Source organism: Clostridium sp. NkU-1, assembly GCA_001312405.1.
Genome location: BBDR01000015.1, coordinates 30,989 through 48,488 on the forward strand (window position 1 = coordinate 30,989; position 17,500 = coordinate 48,488).

Here is a 17,500-nt window from a genome sequence, read left to right on the forward strand (position 1 = left end):
GATGAAGAAAAATATAAGCAAGGTTTTATTTTTTGCTATGGTTGCCCTGCTGGCTTTGATTTTCATATCACCCTTTATGGTAATGGTGCTCACTTCTTTTAAAACCAACAGCGATGCGTTCACCATTCCGGTAAAGCTGTTTCCCCGTAAATGGGTGAAGGAAAACTACCCGGCAGCTTTTGCAGCAATTCCATATTTTAAATACATGGGAAATACAGTGTTTATCACGGCTATTTCCCTTATAGGGCAGCTTCTGGTCACGCCAATGGTCGCATATTCACTGGTAAAAATCAGATGGAAAGGCGCTGACATCATCTCTGGTCTGGTCATGGCGACGATGATGATCCCCATAACGGTTACCATGGTGCCTTTGTATAAGATTTATTCAAAGCTGGGCCTTACCAATACATATGTACCCCTGATATTGCCAGCATTTTTCGGAAAGGCATATTATATTGTCATTGTCCGGCAGTTTTTTGCAGGCATTCCAAACAGCCTGATCGAGGCGGGAAAAATCGATGGAGCCACGGAATTCCAGCGTTATTATAAAATCGCACTTCCTCTTTGTAAGCCGGTTCTGACCACGATCGGAATATACGCCTTTTTGGATGCCTGGAGTGATTATTTATATCCTTTGATTTTTATAACAAAGCCAGGCATGTATACACTTTCCCTGGGACTTCAGCAGTATATGAGCGAGTATTCCATAGATTGGGCAAGGCTGATGGCTGCGGCAGTTGTATTTGTACTTCCGGTCATTGTATGCTTTGGGATTTTCCAGACGAACTTTGTGGAAGGAATTGCAACCAGTGGTTTGAAGGCGTAAATTCACGGTGAAAGAGAACCTGGCAGTACAGAGTGTGGCTGACAGCTATGGAAGCTGGGAAGGGAGGAAAGGGATGAAACTTACACAGGAACAGATACAACAGTTAGAGACACCCTGCCTGGTTATTGATATGGATCTGGCAGAAAAAAATATCAGACGGATGCAGGAAGCAGCAGATAGAGCCGGCTGCCGGCTGCGCCCTCATATCAAGACACATAAAATGCCCTTATTTGCCGGAATGCAGATAAAGGCCGGCGCAAGCGGGATCACCTGTGCCAAGGTGAGCGAAGCCGAGGTCATGGCTGACGGTGGTATGGAGGATATTTTCATTGCTTATCCCATGATCGGACATTTCCGTATCCAGAGGTCAATTGCCCTGGCAAAAAGGATCAAAAGGCTCATTTTGGCCGTTGACAGCCTGGAAGGTGCAGAGGCGCTGAATCAGGCAGCTTGTGACCAGGATGTAGTGCTGGAGGTCCGTATGGAGATCGATACAGGAGCCGGACGCACGGGAGTACCCATGGACCGGGCCGTAGAACTGGCTCTTGCTATCAGACAGATGAAGCATTTGAACCTGACCGGCATTTATACGTTCAAGAGCCTGATCCTGTCTGGCAAGCCTACAGAAGATAATCTTCTGGCTGCGGAGGAAGAAGGAAACATGATGCCGAAACTGCCAGAATGCTGAAAAATGCGGGAGTCCGGATTCAGGACATCAGTGCTGGGTCTTCCCCCACAGGCGCCTTAGTGGCACAGACGGGAAAGGTAAATGAGATCCGCCCGGGCACCTACATTTTTGATGATTTTATGCTGACAAAGGAAAAAGTGGCCGATATCAGTGAGATCGCTGTCCGGTTCTATGCTGCCGTAGTCAGCTGTCAGCATACGGAATATGCCGTGGTAGACGGAGGAACCAAGTGTTTTCCTACAGATGTGGTTCCGGGACAGCCACCGTTTCACTATCCCGGGTATGCAGTGGTGGAAGGAAATGACAACTTAAGACTGTCACGGATGAATGAAGAACATGGGATCATTACGGCCATAAACGGGGAAACAGGGCTTTATGTGGGCCAGGTGCTTTCCCTGATCCCCATCCATGTATGTACAGCTGTCAATATGCAGAATTCCGTTTACCTCCTGGAAAATGGTTCTCTCAGAAAACAAAAAGTAGATGCAAGGGGAATGCTGGTATGAGGTACATTCTTATTAAAAAAAGGATTGATCTATGACGGCAGCGGAAATATGCCGTTTCAGGGTGATATTCTGATAGAGGGGGAAAAAATCATTGAAATTGCCCCGGATATTGAGAAAGAAGACGCCCAGAGGATCGATGCCTCCGGGAAGGCAGTAACACCCGGTTTCATTGACATTCACCGCCATTGTGATATTGCACCGTTTACCAATCCCCATTTTGGGGAAATAGAGCTGGCCCAGGGAATCACTACCACCTTTGTGGGAAACTGCGGTCTTGCTCCTGTTCCTTCGGTTCCCTCATGGCGGAAGGAATTATATGATTACCTGGAGCCTGTAATCGGAAGGCTTCCGGAAACTATGGCCTTTGAAACCTATGAGGATTACAGGAATGCTCTGGAAGCAATAGACCTTCCGGTCAACATGGGCTTTTTTGCGGCCTCGGACAGCATCAAGGTGGCTCTAAAGGGCTTTGGAAGCAAGGCATATACGGAGGAAGAACTGATAAAAGCTCAGGAGTATGTAAAAAGTGCATTGGCCCAGGGCGCATTTGGGATTACCCTGGGAATTATGTATCAGCCGGAATGCTATTCAAGCCGGGAGGAGCTTACTGCAGTTGTAAAGGCAATTGCCGGAAATGGCGGCATTCTCTGCACTCATATCCGGGGAGAGGGAGACAGTCTTGTGGAGTCGGTGGAGGAAGTGATCGATGTGGCGGCAAAGGCAGGGGTTCCCTTACATATCAGCCATTTGAAATCAACGGGAATCAAGAACTGGAACCGCAAGATATTTGAGGCCATTCACAGGATTGAACAGGCAAGGGAAACAGGGCAGGATGTTACTGCGGATTTTTATCCCTATGACGGCGGTTCCACCACCCTCCAGTCCCTTCTTCCGCCAACCATTGAATCCTTCGAGGCTCTCGTAAAAGGTTTATCAGGGCCGGAGGGGAAGCAAAGGCTGCGGTCCGAGTTAAATAAAGCCCACCAGGGCTGGGACAATATGTCAGAAAGCATTGGCTGGGACCGGATCATCATCAGTTCCGTAACCCTGGAAAAAAATGGATTTATGCAGGGACAGACAATTGATGCGCTGGCAAAGAAGCTTGGGTATGAAGAACCTTCCGACCTTGTGGCTGACCTGCTTGCAGAGGAAAACGGGAAAGTGGGAATTATTGTGCTAAGCATGTCCCAGGAGGATGTGGATGCGGTAGCCCGTCTGCCCTTTACCTTGCTGATTTCAGACGCCCTGTACGGCGGTAACGGAAAGAACGCCCATCCCCGTCTCCTTGGCACAACAGCCAGATTTATAAATGATTTTGTACTAAAACGAAACGTGCTGTCCATGGAGCTGGCTGTCAGCAAGATGACTTATCTGCCTGCAAAACGGCTGGGCCTTGAGGACAGGGGGCTTTTAAGGCCCGGGTACCAGGCAGATGTTTTGGTATTTCAGCCGGAGAGATTCTTAGATCATGCGGATTATACCGGAAAGCATGACCAATGTACGGGTATGGACCTGGTGTTCATGGGAGGAAGACAGGTGCTGGCAGACGGCATTCTTTTGGACCGTGCCGGAGGGAAGCTGTTAAGAAAGGGCTTTAAGCCAGATACCACACAGTAAGCCATGGGATATTAAAATGGAAGGCGAAGTAAGCTTTGGGGTATTAAACCCTTTCCAGGGATATCTGTATGCCCTGGAGAAATGGGCAAAAACAAGGAAAGAAGGAAGCAGACATGAATATTTATGAAAAACTGAAGGAACTTGATTTGGAGATCCCGGCAGCTCCGCCTAAGGGAGGAATATACTCCCCTTGCCAGGAATTTGGAAGCAACCTGGTATACATATCAGGCTGCGGGCCGGTGATGGGAGGAGAAGGAATTTGTGGAAAGCTTGGAAATGAATTTACCACAGAAGAGGGAAAAACCTTTTCCAGGGATGCCATGTTAAATGTTCTTGCAGTGTTACAGGATAAGATCGGGGATTTGAACCGGGTAAAACGAGCAATCAAAATTCTTACCTTTGTGGCTAGTGTGGATACCTTTTATGAGCAGCCGGCAGTGGCTAACGGAGGAAGTGAATTACTGTTACAGCTTTTGGGCCAGGAGAATGTACCGGCCCGTTCAGCCATAGGAGTCAACGTATTGCCTGGAAATATTCCTGTTGAGACGGAAGCTATATTTGAAATTGAAGAATAAATTTTGAATGAGGGATAAAATGGAACGTCAATTTAAAAAAAAGTTTACTAGAGTCATTATACGTACATTACCCACTGAAGCCGGAATACGACAAAAGCATGGAAACCTATAACTTAAAAAAAGCCGGTCTTATCTTCTGTGAGTTTATGGGATGGAACCAGCCTGGAGCCGTGGAGCTTTGAGGGCGAGGGAGAAGTTCAAATAATAGAAGGAAACATATTGTGCCTGGAAACAAAGTCACGGGCAGACCACTGGCCGGAGGATGAAGTCCGGGCAAACGATGCGGCAGCAGGGCTTTATGCCACCTTTGGAAGCTATATTGCAAGGCTGAATGTGAAGGGGCTGGAGTTAGGAAAAGGGAACCGGATATGGTTTAAGATCCGTCCCATTTGCCCCGGTCTTCACAGTCCTATTGTGCGTGTTGGTTTTGTCAATAATGGGGTGACCAAGATACCTGATGTCTATTCAAGAGAAGCTTTCATGCCATCAATCTGAAAAATAATGAATGGAATACCTGTACCTGGGAAATCGATTCCATTGCCCATGATGCAATCGAGGAAATTTCATTTAACATTCACCGGTATGGCAAGGAAGTGAGCACTGGCAATGACTTAAGATTTGAATTTTGCGATATCCAGCTTCAGGAGGTAAAGCCGGGAGTCGTTCATGGCTGGCAGTGTGAGGAAGAGGAAGCAGTATTTTCTACAACCGGTTACTTTACAGACGGGAGAAAAACCGCAATCGCCAATACCTCAGCCAAAGAATTTGAAATCGTGAAAGAAGGCTGCTTAGAGGAAGAAGTGGCATACCATGGGCAGATTGAGAAGGTGGAGAATCATCTGGGAAGCTTCGGGGTATTGGATTTCTCAGATTTAAAAACCGAAGGCACATACAGGATCCGGTTTGGAAATACGGTAAGCGAACGGTTCATCATAGGAAATGACGTGTTGGAAAGTACTTTATGGAAGCTGACCAATTTCCTGTATTGTGAACGGTGCGGCTATCCGGTTCCAGGCGGCCATGGAACCTGTCATCAGGATGTGATCGCAGAACATAATGGGGTAAAATTGGTGTATTCGGGAGGCTGGCACGATGCGGCAGATGTTTCCCAGCAGACCATGCAGACGGCGGAAATCTTAGATGCCATGATCGCTTCCGCAGGGAAGGTAAAGGATTCCGATCCAATGCTTTTTGGCAGAATGATGGAAGAAGCCAATTGGGGACTGGATTTTGTGCTTCGTATGCGATTTGGAGACGGCTACCGGGCATCCCAGGCGGCCATCCGCAGGTGGACCGACAACTTTATCGGAAATATGGATGATTGTGAAGCAGATGTTCACAACCGGTCCTTTGAAAACTTTGTTTTTGCCGCAGTAGAAGCCGCTTCCGGAGAAGCCTTTAAGGAACTGGACCGGGAGCTGGCATGGAAGTGTGTGGATGTAGCCAGGGAAGACTTCCGTTTTGCCGATGAACGGTTCCGGAAGGTTGGTGTGGAAGGACCGCATCATTTACTGGAACATACGGCAGGCTCCAGCCTTTCCCAGTACTATGCTGCAGCAGCATGGGCGGCTGCCAGGATTTATAAAATTACCGGTGACAGCTATTTTTATGATAAGGCTGCTAAGTATGCAGATAAAGTGATTTCCTGCCAGGAGACCAGGGATGACCTGCCTATGAAAGGATTCTTCTGCAGGGATGAAAACAAAACCCATATCGTACATTTCTCCCATCAGGCAAGGGACCAGATTTTCGCCATGGCACTGGCAGAGGTATGCGGTGCTCTTGCAGAGCATGAAAACAAGGCTGTGTGGGAAGAGGGCTTAAAACTCCATGGGGAGTATTTAAAAGGCCTGCAGAAATATACGGCTCCCTTTGGCATGCTGCCGGCCGGAATCCACCATATCAGCGAGGCAGAGGATCAGGAAACCTTCCATGTTGTGCATCCAAAGGTTGATTATGACAGAGAACGGGTCAATTATGTGGAACAGCTGAAACAGGGCATTGACCTGGGAGACGGATACTATGTGAGAATCTTCCCGGTGTGGTTTTCCTTCCGTGGAAACTCAGCGATCCAGCTGTCCATGGGAAAAGCGGCCTCCATCATAGGAACGTATTTTGGCGATGAAGAGTTAATTGAAATTGCCAGGGAGCAGCTTTACTGGACTCTTGGAAAGAACCCCTTCGGCCAGTCTCTGATCTATGGGGAAGGAAACCACTACGGACAGGAATATACAGCTTTGTTGGGAGAAACCGTTGGAGAGATGCCGGTAGGTGTCCAGACCAGGGGAAATGAAGACCTTCCCTATTGGCCTCCAGCAATATTGCCACCTACAGGGAGGTTTGGACAACACCGCCAGGACGTTTTATGTGGATTGCTGCTGATTTGATTTAACCTCATCAAGTAAGTGAAGGATACCTGCAGGAGGCTGAAGCTTAGACAGGATCAGGCCGCCTGTCTATGGATATGGGGAAACGCTCTCGTTAATAGAAACACATAAGAGAACTGCTGATCCGATCAGTCAGGAACAGATACTTCAATATGGAGATTAATATTCCGGAAAAGCGGGCCCTTGATGTGAAAATTGATGTGGCTGAAAGCAGTGGAAAAGAGTGTAAACGGATAATTTTCCGGGAGGGTGCCTTGAGACACCCTCCTCCTTGCCTATGAACATAAAATGAAAACAGGTTCTCCATTTCTTGTGTCTGTGATCGAGGCATACTATCTTCTCTTTCTCAACATATTGACAAGGGAGAGACTATAAAACACAACTGCAGTGCCGATTAAGATCACAACGCTGGCAGCCGGTGTCACCTCATGCCCGCCAAAACGAAAGGTCACACCCATGTATTCCTTAAAATCCTCCAAATAGATGGCAGGTATTCCGTCAAAGGAATTTTGCATGGATGACTCCATCAGCACCTGGCGAAACAGCGATGCGGCATGGGATACAGGGAATACTTTTATGACCGTTTGAACCGACGGAGGTAAAGTCCCTATGGGAAGATATATGCCGGTTAAAAACCCGATCAGAGTACCAAGAATGGTGCTGGCTGTGCCAAAGGCGCTATGGCTGTTGAAAAAAAGACACGACAAAGCAAACCAAAGAGGTATTAGTTAACGATGTAAGAAGCATTAATAAAAAGACCTTGATGCAGGCCAGGGGAGTGAGCCATTCCCCGCCGCTGTGTACAATATAAATTTCTGCGGCCACAGCCGTAACAAGTGACATGATCACGCCGATTAAAAAGGAGCTTCCAATATATCCGCCAGTTATGCTGCTTCGTTTGATAGGGGAAGAATCAAAATCCTTGTTGATTTTTTGGACTTTATCATCGATCATAACACCAAAAGCCCCCATTGTGGTGGTCATGGATGTCACGGTGAGAAGTCCTGACACCAGCCAGTTAATCATCAAAACCTGGGCATGCTTAAGATCGTTCATGGAATTGTTCAGCCAGACATCTCCTAAAAACACCGCGTAAAGCCCAATAATGATGAAAACAGACAGCAGAGAGAAAAACACTGCACTTTTATCACGAAAAAACAGCTTTAAATTGCGTTTAATAAATATTTTCATTGCCGCAGCTCCCTTCCCGTAATGCCGATAAATGCTTCATCCATGGTGCCCTGCAGGACCTGAAAGCTGTTGATATAGCTTTGGCATTTTTCCACTATAGGAATAGCGGCCATGGTATCCGGCAGCTTTACAACAAATTCGCCTGCCGAAGCGGTAAAATCCAGCTTTAGTTCCTCCATGATCTGCCGCAGGGCCGATTCATCCAGAACGGACAATCTTAAGGTATCAGTGGTATACCGCGTCTTTAATGCGGCAGGCGTACCTTTGGCAGCAATTTCCCCATGGTCGATTACAATTATATAATCCGATTCGGCAGCTTCCTCCATGTAATGGGTTGTCAGAAAAACCGTCATGCCTGTTTTTATTTGAAGCTGTCTGATCGTGTTCCAAATGCTTTTCCGGGTTTGGGGATCAAGGCCGGTAGTAGGTTCGTCAAGGAACAGGATTTGGGGTGTATGGACCAGCGCGCGGGCAATATCTGCCCGGCGCCGCTGACCACCGGAAAGCTTTCCGTAAGGCCGGTCTATAAATTCCTCCAATTCTGTTGCTGCCACGGCTTCCTGTACGGCATTTTTGATCCTGGCTTTATCCGATGTATATAAGCCTGCCCTGATAGTCAGATTTTCTCTTACAGTGAGTAACGTATCCAACACGCCGTCCTGAAACACGACACCAATCATTTGCCGGATCGCCTGACTATCCTTCCTAAGGTCAAGCCCGTTGATAGTGATTTGCCCATTATCAAAATCCAATAAGGTACATAAAGTATCAATGGTGGTGGATTTTCCTGCACCATTAGGACCAAGAAAGGAAAACAGCCTGCCCTGTTCCACATAAAAGCTGATATCCTTTACAGCAGTTATCTTGCCGTAATTTTTTCTTAGATTAGCTACTTCTATAATTTTTTTCATGGTATGATCTCCCTTTTCCCATCTACTATATCAAAGCCTGTAAAACTTCCCGATACCGGAAGCCGTATCCGGTAAATCAGGCGAATCAAGGGGTAAAAAAAGACGGCAAGCTGCAATAAGCAAACCGTCCCGGCATTATAATTATGAATGGCAGTCTCGTTTCAGGTTTTCGTTCTTCACTTGTCATACACAGTTGCTTTTATGCTAAAGGACATTGGGAACTTATCCGTATTATAATCATAATTAAAAAGTCCATCTCCTATATTGCGCAAGCCGCCGGCATCAAAAAAAGTTTTCCTTAAATTCATTGAAATACTGGATATGCAGCCCCGCAGAAGTAAGGGAATTGATTAAATCTGAAACAGTATACATCCAAAAATATGCCTTTACACCATGCTTTGGCTCTGAGGCATATCCACCTATAGAATCATCAACATCGGGTTCTTTCCCGAAATAAGGATATTTTACTTCCATTATATTGTTGGCAAGCTTTTGTTCATCCATTGCCAGAAAAAAACGGATGGCTGTCAAAAACATAGAAAAATCCATCATCCTTGAGTAAATGACGTATGGTCTCTCCCCATTTTTTCAGATCAGGAAGCCAGCCGATTGCTCCCTCAGATACGAATACGACATCATATTTTTCCTTATGTTGATCCATGAACTTCATGATATCGGATTCTATAAAATCAACATTTGTAATATTCAAATCTTCTGCCAGTTTTTTTGCATAATTGATATTATCCGGCACTAAGTCAACGCCTGTTGCACTGGCTCCCATTCCTGCAAGCAATATAGTATCTGCTCCGGTATTACATTGTAAATGTATGATCTTCTTACCACTCAAATCTCCAAGCTCATTTTTAATATATTTATTGAACTTGTGGCTTCCATTTAAAAGGGATTTCTTAAATGCAAAGTAGTGGTCTTGAGAAACCTGGCTCCATGCGTGTTTGTTTGAATCTATTTCTTTCATGCTCCTACCCCTTAATCATTGAAATTGAAAAACTTATACAGAAAATAAATTGGTGAGACCTCTGACGCCTATTCTGTTACTATGTGTAACATCTCCTTACAGAGCGTTAAATAGCCTATTGCGATTTTTTTGTCTGGCCGCCGTGATTTCTTTACGCGTTCTGAGTAGAATCTATCATATACTTATTTGTAATTATACTCTTGTAAATATGATGATATATCTGCTCCACCACCACCGGCAAACACGTTGTAATCTTTATTTAGAATCTCTTTTTAATCCATAGAGGCCAGATACTTTTTTTTGTAGATTAAAGTTTATACCATTATTGTTGCATTTTGCGTATGCCATATTATACCATCTCTTATTTAAGAGAACAAGCTTTCCTTAATTTTCCAGTATGCAAATAAATACAAGGATTGGTGCGACAAAAAAAGAGGAAGTGCAGCATCTGCAAGAAAAATTTGCGGTTAAATAAACTAAAGTTAGTATTTAAGATTCATTGTTTATTAATTTTATTTAGTAAGGGGGCAGGACTCTCCATTTTGTCCACCCTGCTGACTGGAAAAGACTGCATATAGAAGGGACTCTGTTGGAGCAGGGCCGGTCATGACGCGGCAGAAGTCAAGGGATTTTCGAACAAATGTTTGCAATAAGAAAAAAGATATGATATAATAGAGAAAATCGGTTGCTGAGTGATTCAGGTGCGGGCCAGATATGGTCCGCATTCCATATTCATGATTTTAGTTTATTACAGGAGTTTATTATGGCAAAACAGTATATCAAGATAAGAGGTGCTAATGAGCACAACTTAAAGAACATTTCCGTGGATATCCCAAGAAATGAGCTGGTTGTCTTAACCGGCCTCAGCGGTTCGGGAAAGTCTTCCCTGCTTTTGATACCATCTACGCCGAGGGGCAGAGACGCTATATGGAGTCTCTTTCCTCCTATGCCCGGCAGTTCTTAGGACAGATGGAAAAGCCGGATGTGGAGAGTATTGAAGGGCTGTCACCGGCTATTTCCATAGACCAGAAGTCTACCAACCGCAACCCCCGTTCCACGGTGGGCACGGTTACTGAGATTTATGATTATATGAGGCTTTTATATGCAAGGATCGGCATTCCCCATTGTCCAAAGTGCGGGCGGGAAATCCGCAGGCAGACCATTGATCAGATGGTGGATCAGATCATGGAACTGCCGGAGCGGACAAAGATCCAGCTTTTGGCCCCTGTTGTCCGCGGACGGAAAGGGGAGCATGCAAAGGTTTTGGAGCATGCCCGGAGAAGTGGATACGTAAGGGTCCGCATTGACGGAAATCTTTATGAACTTTCCGAGGAAATCAAGCTGGATAAGAATATCAAGCACACCATTGAGGTTGTGGTGGACCGTCTTGCGATCCGGGAAGGAATCGAAAAGCGTCTGACCGATTCCATTGAGACGGTTATGGAGCTGGCAAGCGGTCTGATGACCGTGGATGTGGTGGATGGACAGCCCATTAATTTCAGCCAGAGCTTTTCCTGTCCGGACTGCGGCATCAGCATTGATGAGGTGGAGCCCAGAAGCTTTTCCTTTAACAATCCTTTCGGTGCCTGCCCGGATTGTTTTGGACTTGGATATAAGATGGAATTTGACGAGGATCTGATGATCCGGATAAGAGCTTAAGCATTGACCAGGGAGCCATTGTGGTGCTGGGCTGGCAGTCCTGTACGGATAAGGGCAGCTATACCCGGGCTGTTTTGGAAGCCCTTGCGAAGGAATATAAATTCCGGCTGGATACGCCGTTTGAGGATTACCCTAAGGAAATTCATGACGTTCTCATTAATGGAACCAATGGAAAGGAAGTAAAGGTCCATTATAAAGGACAGAGGGGAGAGGGCATTTATGACGTGGCCTTTGAGGGGCTGGTTCAGAATGTTGCCCGGAGATACCGGGAGACTTACTCCGAGTCCTCCAAGGCAGAATATGAATCCTTTATGCGGATCACTCCCTGTCCTTCCTGCGGGGGATGAGGCTGAAAAAAGAGTCTCTTGCTGTTACGGTGGGGGATAAGAACATTTACGAAGCAACCAATATGTCCATTGTTAAGTTCCGGAATTTTATGGACGAGATGGAACTGACCCCTATGCAGCACGCCATTGGAGACCAGATTTTAAAGGAAATACGGGCCAGGATTTCATTCCTCATTGATGTTGGACTTGACTATCTGACCCTCACCCGTGCTACAGGAACCCTGTCCGGCGGCGAAGCCCAGAGAATCCGTCTTGCGACCCAGATCGGTTCCGGCCTGGTAGGCGTGGCTTATATTCTGGACGAGCCAAGCATCGGCCTTCATCAGAGGGATAATGATAAATTACTAAAGACTTTTGCATCTGCGGGATTTGGGAAACAGCGTGATCGTGGTGGAGCATGACGAGGATACCATGATGGCAGCGGATTACATTGTGGATATCGGCCCGGGTGCCGGGGAACACGGTGGAAATGTGGTGGCTACGGGGAATGCCAGGCAGATCATGAAGAATAAGAATTCCATTACAGGCGCTTATTTAAGCGGACGGATTAAAATTCCGGTTCCAAAGGAGAGAAGGCAGCCTGCCGGTTATCTGACTGTTAAGGGTGCAGCAGAGAACAATTTAAAAAACATTGACGTGACCTTTCCTCTGGGAGTCATGACCTGTGTAACTGGTGTATCCGGTTCTGGAAAGAGCTCTCTGGTCAACGAGATCCTTTACAAATCTCTGGCGAGAAAATTGAACCGTGCCAGGATCATTCCGGGAAAACATAAGGCAATTGAGGGAACAGAGCAGCTGGATAAGATCATTGCCATCGATCAGTCCCCGATTGGGCGGACACCAAGGTCCAATCCGGCAACCTACACGGGAGTATTTGATTTAATCCGTGACTTATTTGCTTCCACTCCTGACGCAAAGGCAAAGGGATATTCCAAGGGACGTTTCAGCTTTAATGTAAAAGGCGGACGCTGCGAAGCCTGCAGCGGCGACGGAATCATTAAGATCGAGATGCATTTCCTTCCCGATGTTTTTGTTCCCTGTGAAGTCTGTGGCGGAAAACGGTATAACCGTGAGACACTGGATGTAAAATACAAGGGAAAAAAATATTTATGACGTCCTGAATATGACAGTAGAAGAAGCGTTGAAATTTTTTTGAAAATGTTCCTTCCATTGCAAGGAAGATTTCCACTCTCAATGATGTGGGACTTTCCTATATCAGGCTGGGACAGCGTCTACGGAGCTTTCGGGCGGAGAAGCCCAGAGAATCAAGCTGGCTACGGAGCTGAGCAAGCGGGGAACAGGAAAGACTATTTACATTCTGGACGAGCCTACGACCGGTCTTCACTTTGCGGATGTCCATAAGCTGATCGAGATTTTACGTAAGCTGTCGGAAGGCGGCAATACGGTGGTTGTTATTGAACACAACCTGGATGTGATCAAGACTGCAGATTACCTCATTGACATCGGACCGGAGGGCGGCGAAAAGGGCGGTACCATAATCGCCCAGGGCACGCCGGAAGAGGTGGCGGAATGCCCTTCTTCATACACAGGATATTATGTGAAAAGATATTTAGAATAGGCTTTTTTGGCTGAATGAGATAAGGTTGAGAAGAATATCTTCTGGCTTTGAATTTATGAATCAAGTGGATGTGTAAGCATATCTGCTTGATTCATTCATTTATAAAAATTAAAAAGAGTTGGGAAAACAGGGCAGGGAAGATTTCAAGAAAATACTTGTCAAGCAAGTGGAAGTAGAATATAATGTAACCCAAAGCTTTATTGTTGAAGACTATATTAGGAGGAATACCGTGGAGAGAGAAATGATTATCGTTCTGGATTTCGGTGGACAATACAACCAGTTGATTGCCAGAAGGGTCAGAGAATGCAATGTTTACTGTGAGGTTCATCCCCACACACTGTCACTGGACAAGATCAAAGAAATGAATCCGAAAGGAATCATTTTTACTGGTGGTCCAAACAGCGTATATAAGGAGGAATCTCCCCGCTGTACGAAGGAAATCTTTGAAATGGGAATACCGATTCTGGGAATCTGCTACGGTTCTCAGTTAATGGCATATATGCTGGGCGGCAAGGTTGCCACAGCGCCTGTCAGTGAATACGGCAAGACAGAAGTTGACATAGAGGCTGACAGTAAAATTTTAGAAAATGTAAGCTCCAAAACGGTCTGCTGGATGAGCCATACGGATTATGTAGAGAAAGCGCCGGAAGGGTTCCATGTTACAGCTCATACTCCGGCGTGCCCAGTTGCTGGTATGGAATGCGAGGAGCGCGGCCTTTATGCCGTACAGTTCCATCCTGAGGTTATGCATACCCAGGAGGGCACCAAGATGCTTTCCAATTTTGTTTATAATGTCTGCAAGTGCTCCGGTGACTGGAAGATGGACTCCTTTGTGGAGGCTTCCATTGCGGCCATCAGGGAAAAGGTTGGAGACGGCAAGGTGCTTTGCGCCTTATCCGGCGGTGTAGACTCCTCCGTAGCTGCAGTTATGCTGGCAAAGGCTGTCGGAAAACAGCTTACCTGTGTATTTGTTGATCACGGCCTTCTTCGTAAGAACGAGGGAGATGAGGTTGAGGCTGTATTTGGGCCGGAGGGACCTTATGATTTGAATTTTATCCGCGTAAATGCCCAGGACCGCTTTTATGGCAAGCTGGCAGGAGTGGAAGATCCTGAGAGAAAGCGCAAGATCATTGGCGAGGAGTTTATCCGTGTGTTTGAGGATGAGGCTAAGAAGATCGGAACAGTGGATTTCTTTGTACAGGGAACCATTTATCCTGACGTGATCGAGTCCGGTCTTGGTAAGTCTGCTGTGATCAAGTCCCATCACAATGTGGGAGGACTTCCTGAGCATGTGGATTTTAAAGAAATTATTGAGCCTTTGAGGCTGCTGTTTAAGGATGAAGTGAGAAAGGCAGGCCTGGAGCTTGGTATTCCGGAATATTTGGTTTACCGTCAGCCATTCCCAGGTCCGGGACTTGGCGTCCGGATCATCGGTGCAATTACCCCTGAGAAGGTGAGAATCGTTCAGGAGGCAGATGCGATCTATAGAGAAGAGATTGCTAAAGCTGGTGTTGATAAGGGACTTGGACAGTACTTTGCAGCATTGACTAATATGCGTTCAGTTGGCTGCATGGGAGATGAGAGAACCTATGATTATGCCATCGCACTGAGAGCAGTGCTAACTTCTGACTTTATGACGGCTGAATCTGCGGAACTGCCTTGGGAGGTTTTAGGGACAGTGACCAGAAGAATTGTGAATGAAGTGAAGGGCGTGAACCGGGTGCTTTATGATTGTACGGGGAAACCGCCGGCTACGATTGAATTTGAGTAAACTATAAAGAGTCAGAAATCCTTGTAAATTCAAGGATTTCTGACTCTTTATGAATAGAGGCGATTCCGGTGTTTCTTTTTTTTACTTTGGATCTAAAGCGGCTCTGTTTTTTATTTGAGAGTTTTATCGTGAAAGTAATATTGCAATGCTTTCATAATATATTCGGAAGCACCGGCTCCATATTTTTTATCAGTGATTTCCCTGACAGTATCATGGGAATAGCTTTCTATTACCATATCCCAGAAGCCATCACCCATATCTATCCCTAAATTGTTTTCGCTGTAAAACTCCATTATTTCGTGAACAGTATCCTGAATTTCTCTAGAAGCAGCATCTTTCGTTAAATCAGAAGTTAAATTCATGTATAAATCATTGCTTTTCTGCAATAGTTCGTCCTTATTTTTGGCGAGTTCTTTTGATTGTTCCATTAAATCCGAAAAATGTTCCAGATTGTATTTCATGGCTTCTGTATATTTTTCAATACTTCCAAATTGTTTAATGGCAAGTTTGGCTACGTTGGATTCATCATCTTTAATTTTTTTGTATAAGCTGATTGAAGTTTTCGATGCTGCCCCAATGCTTTATAACATCGTCTTCCTTTTGATTTTTGAATTGCTCCAATGCTTCGATATATTCATTTAGGTCAAATTCTTTAAAACTCATGCACTGTTCTCCTTTTTCTAATCGATCCAGAAGCTCAATAAGTTTGTCTATGCGATCACGTTTTAAACAGAGTAACTTCTTTTGCTTCTTAAAAGCTTCCATTTTATCAAATTCTGGTTTTTGCAGTATTTCATTAATTTCTTTCAGTTTAAAATCCAGTTCTTTAAAAAAATAAAATTTGCTGCAGCTTTTGCAAGACTTCATCGCTGTATAAGCGATAACCAGATGGTGTTAATTCACTTGGTTTTAAAAGACCAATTTCATCATAGTATTGCAGCGTGCGTGTGCTGATACCTGTTAATTCAGCAACCTGGCTTATAGTTTTCATGATTATCAGCCCCTTTAACTTGAATAATTGAGAGAACAATTCAGATATTTGCCGGCGAATATTCTGTTTCGTTCCATGACTAAATGGTACACTATCACGTTACGTAGTAGTCAAGTCTTTTCTGCATATTTTAATGTATTATTTTTGGGATGTAGTTTAACAGTAATTTACTTTGTCCTCAGACCCAATTTTAGAGATCGGATCAGAAATGGAACGATAAAGATTCTTTTAGTATTTCCATTAAATCATCACATTTGTATTGTAAAAACGGTCATTGATATAGTAAAGTAGAATCTGCAACCACCAGTTGACAAATTATATAGCGCACTTGGTAGTTGTCAACCGTTGAAAATGCTATAATGCAGACAGTCATATATCACCAGGTGAACGCAGATATTTATTACAGTGCATTTGAAGATGGAATGACATAAATAAATTTTGAAAGGAAGGTGCATTGTGATATTAGCAGAAAAAATTATTGCATTGCGTAAGAAGGCCGGATGGTCCCAGGAGGAACTGGCTTACCAGATGGGCGTATCAAGGCAGTCCGTATCCAAGTGGGAGTCCGGAACTTCAATTCCTGATTTAGAACGAATTTTAAAACTTAGTCAGGTATTTGATGTCAGCACGGATTATTTATTAAAGGAAGAGATGGAGACAGCCCCGGCATCTATTACCATGGAATCTGATTGCGATGAGGTACAAAAGACGGTTACTCTGGAAATGGCCAATCATTTCATAGAGACCAAGATCCGCGGAGCGAAAAAAAGTGGCATCAGGGATAGCGGCTTATATTTTGTCTCCTGTCGTGCTGATTTTTCTGGGAGGATTATCAGAATTAAAGGATGTAAATATCAGTGAAAACATGGCAGGAGGATTTGGGGTGGCCATATTGCTTCTGATTGTTGGTATTGCCACAGTGTTTTTTTGTAATGCATGGAATGAAAATGGAATCTTACCAATATTTAGAGAAAGAAGTTTTTCGTCTGGAATATGGAGTGGAAGGGATAGTACGGAAAAGGATGGCAGAGTATGAAGGAACCTATAGAATCTGTAATGTGGCAGGTGTTTTCCTATGTATTATCTGTGCTTTGCCATTGATGACAGCGATTGCGTTAAGCAGTTCAAGCCTTGTCTATGTAATGTGCGTTGATTTCCTGCTGATCATAGTAGCCTGTGCTGTATTTTTGTTCGTAATAGCAGGAGAGAAAAAAAAGGCTGTTTTCAGATGCTGCTGCAGGAGGGGGATTATACGGCAGAGAAAAAAACTGGAAAAGAAGCGGACAGAACACCTGCATGCAATCTATTGGTGTACCATTACCGCAGTGTACCTTGGCATCAGTTTTTATACGGGAAATTGGAGCAGGACATGGATCATCTGGCCTTGTGCAGGAATCATGTATGGGGCAGTGCGGGCGTCAGCTGCTGCTTTGAAAGGTAAGAAAATGCATAATTAACCGAGTGAATTATGTTTCA

17 protein-coding genes and 1 pseudogene are annotated in these 17,500 nt (G+C 45.0%); 11 read left to right on the forward strand and 7 right to left on the reverse strand.

Annotated features, from left to right (window positions below; all coding sequences use genetic code 11):
* The first annotated feature begins 1 nt into the window (after nt 1).
* From JCM10519_RS19035 to JCM10519_RS19055, 7 genes are all read left to right on the forward strand, one after another.
* Entirely contained in the window at nt 2-826 is an 825-nt protein-coding gene (locus JCM10519_RS19035; RefSeq protein WP_054741154.1) for an ABC transporter permease subunit, read from the forward strand.
* A 7-nt stretch (nt 827-833) separates the two neighbouring features.
* Nucleotides 834-1,514, forward strand: a complete 681-nt coding sequence (locus JCM10519_RS31875; protein ID WP_347844768.1) for an alanine racemase — start codon at nt 834-836, stop codon at nt 1,512-1,514.
* The gene (locus tag JCM10519_RS31880) at nt 1,508-2,020 is read left to right on the forward strand and encodes a hypothetical protein (RefSeq protein ID WP_347844769.1); all 513 of its coding nucleotides are present in this window, start codon (nt 1,508-1,510) and stop codon (nt 2,018-2,020) included. The genes JCM10519_RS31875 and JCM10519_RS31880 overlap by 7 nt, the downstream gene beginning before the upstream one ends.
* 24 nt (nt 2,021-2,044) lie before the next feature.
* Nucleotides 2,045-3,637 carry an amidohydrolase family protein gene (locus JCM10519_RS19045; RefSeq protein WP_347844770.1) on the forward strand — a complete coding sequence of 531 codons (1,593 nt, stop codon included), beginning with the start codon at nt 2,045-2,047 and terminating at the stop codon, nt 3,635-3,637.
* Between the two features lie 113 nt (nt 3,638-3,750).
* Nucleotides 3,751-4,212 (forward strand): Atu1372/SO_1960 family protein, encoded by a 462-nt coding sequence (locus tag JCM10519_RS19050; RefSeq protein WP_054741156.1) that lies wholly within the window; start codon nt 3,751-3,753, stop codon nt 4,210-4,212.
* 138 nt (nt 4,213-4,350) lie between these two features.
* Entirely contained in the window at nt 4,351-4,707 is a 357-nt protein-coding gene (locus JCM10519_RS31885; protein WP_347844771.1) for a hypothetical protein, read from the forward strand.
* A gap of 98 nt (nt 4,708-4,805) precedes the next feature.
* Nucleotides 4,806-6,599, forward strand: coding sequence for a glycoside hydrolase family 9 protein (locus JCM10519_RS19055; RefSeq protein ID WP_347844772.1), 1,794 nt, complete (start codon nt 4,806-4,808; stop codon nt 6,597-6,599).
* Nucleotides 6,600-6,931: 332 nt separating this feature from the next.
* Here the strand turns inward: JCM10519_RS19055 and JCM10519_RS31890 are convergent, their stop codons facing one another.
* From JCM10519_RS31890 to JCM10519_RS31900, 4 genes are all read right to left on the reverse strand, one after another.
* Nucleotides 6,932-7,126, reverse strand: coding sequence for a hypothetical protein (locus JCM10519_RS31890; protein ID WP_347844773.1), 195 nt, complete (start codon nt 7,124-7,126; stop codon nt 6,932-6,934).
* 151 nt (nt 7,127-7,277) lie between these two features.
* A complete protein-coding gene (locus JCM10519_RS31895; RefSeq protein WP_347844774.1) occupies nt 7,278-7,790 on the reverse strand; it encodes an ABC transporter permease in 513 nt (170 codons plus the stop codon).
* The gene (locus tag JCM10519_RS19065) at nt 7,787-8,701 is read right to left on the reverse strand and encodes an ATP-binding cassette domain-containing protein (RefSeq protein WP_054741158.1); all 915 of its coding nucleotides are present in this window, start codon (nt 8,699-8,701) and stop codon (nt 7,787-7,789) included. Before JCM10519_RS19065 ends, JCM10519_RS31895 begins: the two co-directional genes overlap by 4 nt.
* Nucleotides 8,702-9,197: 496 nt before the next feature.
* Entirely contained in the window at nt 9,198-9,677 is a 480-nt protein-coding gene (locus JCM10519_RS31900; protein ID WP_347844775.1) for a class I SAM-dependent methyltransferase, read from the reverse strand.
* Between the two features lie 763 nt (nt 9,678-10,440).
* On the opposite strand from JCM10519_RS31900, the pseudogene uvrA reads away from it, so the two are divergent.
* Both uvrA and guaA read left to right on the forward strand, forming a co-directional pair.
* Nucleotides 10,441-13,262, forward strand: a pseudogene (gene uvrA / locus JCM10519_RS19075) (excinuclease ABC subunit UvrA).
* 229 nt (nt 13,263-13,491) lie between these two features.
* The gene (guaA, locus tag JCM10519_RS19080; protein ID WP_054741161.1) at nt 13,492-15,033 is read left to right on the forward strand and encodes a glutamine-hydrolyzing GMP synthase; all 1,542 of its coding nucleotides are present in this window, start codon (nt 13,492-13,494) and stop codon (nt 15,031-15,033) included.
* A gap of 110 nt (nt 15,034-15,143) precedes the next feature.
* On the opposite strand, the gene JCM10519_RS31905 is transcribed toward guaA, so the two are convergent.
* The 3 genes from JCM10519_RS31905 to JCM10519_RS31915 all read right to left on the reverse strand — a co-directional run bounded on the left by JCM10519_RS31905 (nt 15,144) and on the right by JCM10519_RS31915 (nt 16,024).
* Nucleotides 15,144-15,494 carry a TipAS antibiotic-recognition domain-containing protein gene (locus JCM10519_RS31905; protein WP_347844776.1) on the reverse strand — a complete coding sequence of 117 codons (351 nt, stop codon included), beginning with the start codon at nt 15,492-15,494 and terminating at the stop codon, nt 15,144-15,146.
* Nucleotides 15,495-15,564: 70 nt separating this feature from the next.
* On the reverse strand, nt 15,565-15,798 hold the full coding sequence (locus JCM10519_RS31910) for a hypothetical protein (RefSeq protein ID WP_347844777.1): 234 nt from the start codon (nt 15,796-15,798) through the stop codon (nt 15,565-15,567).
* Nucleotides 15,799-15,859: 61 nt separating this feature from the next.
* Nucleotides 15,860-16,024, reverse strand: a complete 165-nt coding sequence (locus JCM10519_RS31915) for a MerR family transcriptional regulator (RefSeq protein WP_347844778.1) — start codon at nt 16,022-16,024, stop codon at nt 15,860-15,862.
* A gap of 456 nt (nt 16,025-16,480) precedes the next feature.
* On the opposite strand from JCM10519_RS31915, the gene JCM10519_RS19090 reads away from it, so the two are divergent.
* Entirely contained in the window at nt 16,481-16,885 is a 405-nt protein-coding gene (locus JCM10519_RS19090; RefSeq protein ID WP_054741163.1) for a helix-turn-helix domain-containing protein, read from the forward strand.
* 86 nt (nt 16,886-16,971) lie between these two features.
* On the forward strand, nt 16,972-17,481 hold the full coding sequence (locus JCM10519_RS19095) for a hypothetical protein (protein WP_347844779.1): 510 nt from the start codon (nt 16,972-16,974) through the stop codon (nt 17,479-17,481).
* The last annotated feature ends 19 nt before the right edge of the window (nt 17,482-17,500 follow it).

Coding starts and splice junctions, on each gene's coding strand:
- JCM10519_RS31905 (WP_347844776.1), bottom strand. CDS start 15,494: ATGAAATACAATCTGGAACATTTTTCGGATTTAATGGAACAATCAAAA.
- JCM10519_RS31900 (WP_347844775.1), bottom strand. CDS start 9,677: ATGAAAGAAATAGATTCAAACAAACACGCATGGAGCCAGGTTTCTCAA.
- JCM10519_RS31880 (WP_347844769.1), top strand. CDS start 1,508: ATGCTGAAAAATGCGGGAGTCCGGATTCAGGACATCAGTGCTGGGTCT.
- JCM10519_RS19095 (WP_347844779.1), top strand. CDS start 16,972: ATGGAATCTTACCAATATTTAGAGAAAGAAGTTTTTCGTCTGGAATAT.
- JCM10519_RS31895 (WP_347844774.1), bottom strand. CDS start 7,790: ATGAAAATATTTATTAAACGCAATTTAAAGCTGTTTTTTCGTGATAAA.
- JCM10519_RS31915 (WP_347844778.1), bottom strand. CDS start 16,024: ATGAAAACTATAAGCCAGGTTGCTGAATTAACAGGTATCAGCACACGC.
- JCM10519_RS31890 (WP_347844773.1), bottom strand. CDS start 7,126: ATGGAGTCATCCATGCAAAATTCCTTTGACGGAATACCTGCCATCTAT.
- JCM10519_RS19050 (WP_054741156.1), top strand. CDS start 3,751: ATGAATATTTATGAAAAACTGAAGGAACTTGATTTGGAGATCCCGGCA.
- JCM10519_RS19065 (WP_054741158.1), bottom strand. CDS start 8,701: ATGAAAAAAATTATAGAAGTAGCTAATCTAAGAAAAAATTACGGCAAG.
- JCM10519_RS19035 (WP_054741154.1), top strand. CDS start 2: ATGAAGAAAAATATAAGCAAGGTTTTATTTTTTGCTATGGTTGCCCTG.
- JCM10519_RS31910 (WP_347844777.1), bottom strand. CDS start 15,798: ATGGAAGCTTTTAAGAAGCAAAAGAAGTTACTCTGTTTAAAACGTGAT.